General features: G+C 73.8%; 5 protein-coding genes. All 5 read left to right on the top strand.

Annotated elements, in window-relative coordinates:
* A partial coding sequence (locus ACFUEL_RS30785) for a peptidoglycan D,D-transpeptidase FtsI family protein (protein ID WP_380240068.1) occupies window positions 1-2,019 on the top strand: 2,019 nt, incomplete at its 5' end.
* 1 nt (window position 2,020) lies between these two features.
* A complete protein-coding gene (locus tag ACFUEL_RS30780) occupies window positions 2,021-3,688 on the top strand; it encodes a UDP-N-acetylmuramoyl-L-alanyl-D-glutamate--2,6-diaminopimelate ligase (RefSeq protein WP_380240067.1) in 1,668 nt (555 codons plus the stop codon).
* Complete coding sequence (gene murF, locus ACFUEL_RS30775; protein ID WP_380240066.1) at window positions 3,685-5,088, top strand: UDP-N-acetylmuramoyl-tripeptide--D-alanyl-D-alanine ligase; 1,404 nt, start codon at window positions 3,685-3,687, stop codon at window positions 5,086-5,088. The genes ACFUEL_RS30780 and murF overlap by 4 nt, the downstream gene beginning before the upstream one ends.
* Window positions 5,085-6,146, top strand: a complete 1,062-nt coding sequence (mraY, locus tag ACFUEL_RS30770; RefSeq protein ID WP_380240065.1) for a phospho-N-acetylmuramoyl-pentapeptide-transferase — start codon at window positions 5,085-5,087, stop codon at window positions 6,144-6,146. The genes murF and mraY overlap by 4 nt, the downstream gene beginning before the upstream one ends.
* On the top strand, window positions 6,131-7,573 hold the full coding sequence (gene murD / locus ACFUEL_RS30765; protein ID WP_380240064.1) for a UDP-N-acetylmuramoyl-L-alanine--D-glutamate ligase: 1,443 nt from the start codon (window positions 6,131-6,133) through the stop codon (window positions 7,571-7,573). The genes mraY and murD overlap by 16 nt, the downstream gene beginning before the upstream one ends.
* Window positions 7,574-7,575 lie beyond the last annotated feature (2 nt).

The raw sequence follows: 7,575 nt of genomic DNA, 5'->3' as shown, positions 1-7,575 counted from the left end.
GCCCCGGCCCGCCCGTCCCGGCCGCGCGCCTCGGCCGGGCACCGCGAGGTCGCCCCGCCGCGCCCCAGCGCCCGCCCGGCCCGCCGTCCGGCCCCGCCGCGCCGCCCGGCCCCGTCCGGGCCGCGGACCATCAAGCTGGCCGACCCGCGACGCCGGCTGCGGCTGGTGACGGTCTGCCTGCTGCTGGTCTTCGCGGTCTTCGCGGGCCGGCTGGTGCAGCTCCAACTGCTGGACTCCGACGCGCTGGCCGCCGCCGCGGGCGCCAACAAGTACGTGCGGGTGACGCTGCCCGCCGAGCGCGGCTCGATCACCGCCGCGGACGGCACCGTGCTGGCCACCTCGGTCGACGCGTACGACATCACCGCCGACCCGACCATGTTCACCCCGGAGGCCACCCACCTGCCGGACGCGCCGGAACAGGCCGCGGCGCTGCTGGCGCCGATCCTCGGGCAGCCGAAGGAGAAGCTGGCCGAGAAGCTGCACCCGAACAGCAAGAACCCGAAGAGCCAGTACGCGCTGCTGACGGCCCGCCAGTCCCCGGAGACGAAGAACCAGATCGCCGACCTGAAGTCCGCGCTGGCCAAGCAGGTGGACACCGCGGCCTGCCGCGCCCAGGCCCAGCTGCTGAAGAAGCCCGCCGACAAGGGCGGCCGGCAGTACCTCGACGCGGCCTGCGTGAACCCGCTGGCCGGCCTGTTCTGGGACCAGTCGACCCGGCGCAGCTACCCGGCCGACGGCCTGGCCGCCAACCTGGTCGGCTTCGTCAACGCGGAGGGCGCCGGCAGCGGCGGCCTGGAGCTCCAGTACCAGCAGCTGCTCGCCGGGCAGGACGGCCACTCCACGTACGCCTCGGCGGGCGGCAACCGGGTCGCCACCGCGGGCGGCGCCCGGCAGGACCCGGTGCCCGGCACCGACCTGCGGCTGACCGTCGACCCGGACATCCAGTGGGCCGCCCAGCGCGCCATCACCGACCAGGTCGCCAACGCCGGGGCGGAGAAGGGCTACGTGATCGTCCAGGACGTGAAGACCGGTCAGGTGCTGGCGATGGCCGCCTCGCCCGGCTTCAACCCGAACGACCTGGCCTCGGCCCGCGCCGACGAGCTCGGCAACGCGGCCCTGCAGGACGCGTACGAGCCCGGCTCGACCGCGAAGCTGATGACCATGGCGGCGGTGCTGGACACCGGCAAGGCCGACTGGGACACCCACGTGGAGGTGCCCAACACGCTGCAGCGGGCGGACCGGGTCTTCCACGACGACGTGGACCACGAGACCTGGTACCTGACCCTGGCGGGCGTGCTCGCCAAGTCGTCCAACATCGGCACCATCGAGGCGGCCGAGCACCTGGGCGCCACCCAGGCCGAGTCGAACAAGGTGCTGGCCGACTACCTGGACCGGTTCGGCATCGGCAAGCCCAGCGGCCTGGGCTTCCCCGGCGAGACCCGCGGCATCCTGGCCAAGCCCGAGGACTGGAGCGGCTCGCAGCAGTACACCATCCCGTTCGGCCAGGGCCTGTCGGTGAACGCCCTGCAGGCCACCTCGGTGTTCTCCACCATCGCCAACGGCGGCGTGCGGGTCGCCCCCGGCCTGCTGGCCGGGACCACCGGGCCGGACGGGAAGTTCACCCCGGCGCCCGCCGGGGCGCAGAACCGGGTGGTGTCGGAGCAGACCGCGAAGACGCTGACCGAGATGCTGGAGTCCGTCGTCACCGACGAGCAGGGCACCGGCAACACCGCGAAGATCCCCGGCTACCGGGTGGCCGGCAAGACCGGCACCGCGAACCGGGTGGACCCGAAGACCGGCAAGTACTCCGGGTACACCGCCTCCTTCATCGGCTTCGCCCCGGCCGACCGGCCCCGGGTGACGGTCTCCTGCGTCATCCAGGACCCGGTCAACGGGCACTTCGGCGGGCAGCTGTGCGGGCCCGTCTTCAAGCAGGTGATGGAGTTCACCCTCAAGACCCTCCAGGTCCCGCCGAGCGGCAGCGAGGCGCCGAACCTGCCCGTCGACTGGAAGCCCTGAGATGAGCGACACCCCCCGGCGCGCGCAGCGCCCTGTGAGCAGCGTCACGGAGCAGGCCCGGTTTGGCCCCGGGGGGCGCGGGGCCGATAGCCTTCCGGCCGTGCCGAAACCCGAACAAACCCCCGCGAGCCCGCCCCGTCCCCGCCGCAGCGCGGCGCTGCCCCTCGCCGAGGCGGCCCGGCTGCTCGGCCTGGCCCCCGTCGAGGGCCCCGAGGTCACCGGCGTCACCCACGACTCCCGGGTGGTGCGGCCCGGCGACGTGTACGTGGCCTTCCCCGGCGCCAACCACCACGGCGCCGCGTTCGCCGCCGCGGCCGCCGCGTCCGGCGCGGTCGCCGTGCTCACCGACGCCGCCGGGGCCGAACTGGCCGCCGGCACCGGCCTGCCGCTGCTGGTGGTGGACAGCCCGCGCGAGGTGATGGGCACGCTGGCCGCCGCGGTCTACGGGGCGCCCAGCGAGGGCATGCTGATGATCGGTCTGACCGGCACCAACGGCAAGACCACCACCTCCTACCTGGTCGAGGGCGGCCTGCGCGGGGCCGGCCGGACGGCCGGGGTGATCGGCACCGTCGAGATGCGGGTCGGCGAGGAGCGGGTCAAGTCCGAGCGCACCACCCCCGAGGCCACCGAACTGCACGCCGTGCTCGGCGTGATGCGCGAGGCCGGGGCACAGGCCGTGGTGATGGAGGTCTCCAGCCACGCGCTGGTGTACGGCCGCACCGACGGCGTGGTCTACGACGTCGCGCTGTTCAACAACCTGACGCCGGAGCACCTCGACTTCCACCCCGACATGGAGGACTACTACCGGGCCAAGGCCCGGCTGTTCGAACCCGGCAAGTCCCGCCGCGGCGTGGCCAACCGGGACGACTCCTACGGCCGCCGGCTGGCCGGCGAGGCCCGGATCCCGATGACCACCTTCTCGGCGTCCGGCGACCCGGCCGCCGACTGGCGCGCCGTCGACGTCCAGCCCGGCCCGGCCGGCTCGACGTTCCGGGTGGTCGGCCCGGACGGCGAGCGGGCCGACGCCTCGGTGCCGCTGCCCGGCCCGTTCAACGTCTCCAACGCGCTCGGTGCGATCGCCGCGCTGGTCACCGCGGGCGTCGACCTGGCCGCCGCGGTGGCCGGGGTGGCCGCCGTCCCCGGGGTGCCCGGCCGGATGGAGAAGGTCGAGGCCGGCCAGGACTACGTCGCCGTGGTCGACTACGCCCACAAGCCGGACGCGCTCAGCTCCGTGCTCGCCTCGCTGCGCGAGGTCACCAAGGGCCGGCTGCACGTGGTCGTCGGCTGCGGCGGCGACCGCGACCCGTACAAGCGCGGCCCGATGGGCGCGATCGCCGCCCGGCTCGCCGACACCGCCGTCCTCACCAGCGACAACCCGCGCTCCGAGGACGCGCTGGCGATCCTCGCCACCATGCTCGCCGGCGCCGCCGAGGTGCCCGAGGCGGAGCGCGGCGAGGTGCTCGCCGTCCCCGACCGCAGCGAGGCGATCGCCCTGGCGGTGGCCCGCGCGCACAGCGGGGACGCCGTGCTGGTGGCGGGCAAGGGCCACGAACTGGGCCAGTACGTGAAGGGCGAGGTCCGCCCGTTCGACGACCGCCAGGTCCTGCGGACCGCGATCGAGCAGCAGGGCGCCAGCGAGTGGGCGAACAAGGAAGAGGTCGACCGGTGATTGCTCTGACCCTGGCCGAGGCCGCGCAGGCCGTCGGCGGCACCCTCGACGGCGCGGACCCGCAGGCGTCGATCACCGGCGCCGTGGTGCACGACAACCGGCAGATCGAGCCCGGCGGGCTGTTCGTGTGCGTGGCCGGCGAGCGCGTGGACGGCCACGACTTCGCGGCGGAGGCCGTCGCCGGCGGCGCGGCCGCGGTGCTCGCCACCCGGCCGGTCGGCGTGCCCGCGATCCTGGTGGACGACGTGGTGGTGGCCCTCGGCCGGCTCGCCCGCGCCGTGGTGGCCCGCTCCGCCGAGGTGCGGATCGTCGGCCTGACCGGCTCCTCCGGCAAGACCTCCACCAAGGACCTGATCGCCCAGGTGCTGACGAAGCACGGCGAGACGGTCTACGCGCCGGGCAACGCCAACAACGAGATCGGCCACCCGCTGACCGCGCTGCGGATCAACCCGACGACCCGTCACCTGGTGCTGGAGATGGGCGCCCGGCACAAGGGCGACATCGAGTACCTGACCGGCATCACCCCGCCCACCGTCGGGCTGGTCCTCAACGTCGGCTCCGCGCACGTCGGCGAGTTCGGCTCCCGCGAGGGCATCGCCGAGGCCAAGGGCGAGATGGTGGAGGCCCTCGCGCCCGAGGGCGTCGCCGTCCTGAACGCCGACGACCCGCTGGTGCGCGCGATGAGCAGCCGCACCAGGGCGAGGGTCGTGCTGTTCGGGGAGTCCCCGGACGCGCACATCCGCGCCACGGACGTTCGCCTGGACGCCACCGGGCGGCCACAGTTCACGCTCAGCACCCCGGCCGGTTCCGCACCCGTGCAGCTGCGCCTGTACGGTGAGCACCACGTCTCGAACGCCCTCGCCGCCGCCGCGGTGGCGGTGGAGCTCGGGATGCCCGTCGACCGCGTCGCCGAAGCACTCGGCGAGGCCGGTGCGCTGTCCCGCTGGCGCATGGAGGTGGTCGACCGGGCCGATGGCCTCACCGTCGTCAACGATGCCTACAACGCGAACCCGGAGTCGATGCGGGCCGCGCTGCGGGCCCTCGCGACGATGGCGGGCACCGGCCCGGAGCGCCGCCGCACCTGGGCGGTGCTCGGTGAGATGCGGGAGCTCGGCGAGGACAGCCTCGACGAGCACGACACCATCGGAAGGCTCGCGGTGCGGCTGGACATCACCAAGCTGGTGGCGGTCGGCGGACGCGAGGCGGCCCGGATGGAACTGGGCGCGAGGAACGAAGGTTCGTGGGGTGAGGAGTCGGTGCTGGTGTCCGACGCGGACGCGGCGATCGAGCTGCTGCGCAGTCAGGTGCGGCCGGGGGACGTGGTCCTGGTGAAGGCTTCCCGTTCGGTGGGCCTGGAGAAGGTCGCCGAGGCGCTGCTCGCGGACGGTGCCGCGAAGTGAAGCAGATCCTCTTCTCCGGCATGATCGGCCTGGTGCTGACCCTGCTCGGCACCCCGGCGCTGATCAAGGTGCTCGCCCGGCACGGCTACGGCCAGTACATCCGCGACGACGGCCCCAAGGCGCACCACAGCAAGAAGGGTACGCCCACGATGGGCGGCATCGCCTTCATCCTGGCCACCCTGATCGCCTACTTCGCGACCAAGGCGATAACGGGCGAAATGCCCACCGCCTCCGGCCTGTTGGTGCTGTTCCTGACCGCGGGCCTGGGCCTGGTCGGCTTCCTGGACGACTACATCAAGGTGGTCAAGCGCCGCTCGCTGGGCCTGCGGGCCAAGGCGAAGCTGCTCGGCCAGTCCTTCGTCGCCCTCGCCTTCGCCATCCTGGCGATGCAGTTCAGCGACAGCCGCGGCCTGACCCCGGCCTCCGACCGGCTGTCCTTCGTGCAGGACTTCAAGTGGGCCATCGGCCCGGTGCTGTTCGTCATCTGGGCGTACTTCATGATCGCCGCGATGTCGAACGGCGTGAACCTGACGGACGGCCTGGACGGCCTGGCCACCGGCGCCTCGGTGATGGTCTTCGGCGCCTACACCTTCATCGGCCTGTGGGAGCACGGCCAGAACTGCGCCTACGCGATCAAGGCCACCGCCTCCTGCTACGAGGTCCGCGACCCGCTGGACCTCGCCGTGGTCGCCTCCGCGCTGATGGGCTCCTGCTTCGGCTTCCTGTGGTGGAACACCTCGCCCGCGAAGATCTTCATGGGCGACACCGGCTCGCTGGCCCTCGGCGGCGCGCTGGCCGGCCTGGCCATCGTCTCCCGCACCGAGCTGCTGCTCGCCGTCCTCGGCGGCCTGTTCGTGATCATCACTCTTTCGGTGATCATCCAGGTCGGCTCGTTCCGGATGACCGGCAAGCGCGTTTTCAAGATGGCGCCGCTGCAGCACCACTTCGAGCTCAAGGGCTGGAGCGAAGTCCTGATCGTGGTCCGGTTCTGGATCATCCAGGGCCTGTGCGTCGCCGTCGGACTCGGACTCTTCTACGCGGGATGGGTGACCAAGTGAACAACCCGGAGTGGGCCGGACTGCCGGTCGTCGTCGCAGGGATCGGCCTCTCCGGGATCAGCGCCGCCCGCGTCCTGCACGGGCTCGGCGCGCGCGTCACCGTCGTGGACGGCGGGGACGGCCCGGCCCTCGCGGCCAAGGCCGCCCCGCTCGCCGAGCAGGGCGTCACCGTCCGCCTCGGCGACGGCGCCACCCTGCCCGCGGGCACCGCCCTGGTCGTCACCTCGCCCGGCTGGGCCCCCGACAGCCCGCTGTTCGCCGCCGCCGACGCGGCCGGCGTCCCGGTCTGGGGCGACGTCGAACTCGCCTGGCGGCTGCGCGCCCCGCACCCCGCCACCGGCGAACCGGCCCCCTGGCTGGCCGTCACCGGCACCAACGGCAAGACCACCACCGTCCAGATGCTCGCCTCGATCCTCACCGCGGCCGGCAGGCGCACCGCCGCCGTCGGCAACGTCGGCGTCCCGGTGCTGGACGCCGTGCTGGCCGAGGAGCCGTACGACGTGCTGGCCGTCGAACTCTCCAGCTACCAGCTGCACTGGGCGCCCTCGCTGCGGGTGCACTCCGGCGCGGTGCTCAACCTCGCCCCCGACCACCTCGACTGGCACGGCTCGATGGAGGCGTACGCCGCCGACAAGGGCCGGATCTACCAGGGCAACCAGGTCGCCTGCGTCTACAACCTGGCCGACCCCGCCACCGAGGCGCTGGTCCGCGAGGCCGACGTCGAGGAGGGCTGCCGGGCGGTCGGCTTCGGCCCGGACGCGCCCGCCGTCTCCAACCTCGGCGTGGTCGACGGCCTGCTGGTCGACCGGGCCTTCGTCGCCGACCGGGCCAACTCGGCCGCCGAGCTCGGCGCCGTCGCCGACGTGAACCCGCCGGCCCCGCACAACATCACCAACGCGCTGGCCGCCGCCGCGCTGGCCCGCGCCTACGGCGTCGACGCCAAGGCCGTCCGGGACGGGCTGCGCGCCTTCACCCCCGACGCGCACCGGATCGCGCACGTCGCCGAGGTCGACGGCGTGGCCTACGTGGACGACTCCAAGGCCACCAACACCCACGCCGCCGCCGCCTCGCTGGCCGCCTACCGGCCGGTGGTGTGGATCGCCGGCGGCCTCGCCAAGGGCGCCGCCTTCGACGAGCTGGTCGCCGACGCGGCGCCCCGGCTGCGGGCCGTCGTGCTGATCGGCCAGGACCGGGGGCTGATCCGGGCGGCGCTGGAGCGACACGCCCCGGAAGTCCCGGTCTTCGAGCCCGCACCGGGCCAGACTGGCGCCGGGGCGATGGCCGAGGTCGTCGCGGCCGCGGCCGCCGCCGCCGAGAAGGGCGACACCGTCCTGCTGGCGCCCGCCTGCGCCTCGATGGACATGTTCACCAACTACGGTGAGCGCGGCGACCTGTTCGCCGCCGCCGTCCGGGCGCTGCGCCCCTGAGC

Origin of the sequence: Kitasatospora sp. NPDC057198, assembly GCF_042670125.1 — a bacterium.
Taxonomy (GTDB): domain Bacteria; phylum Actinomycetota; class Actinomycetes; order Streptomycetales; family Streptomycetaceae; genus Kitasatospora.
The sequence above is the reverse complement of the archived record's forward strand: the minus strand, read 5'-3'. Positions and strand labels throughout refer to the sequence as shown.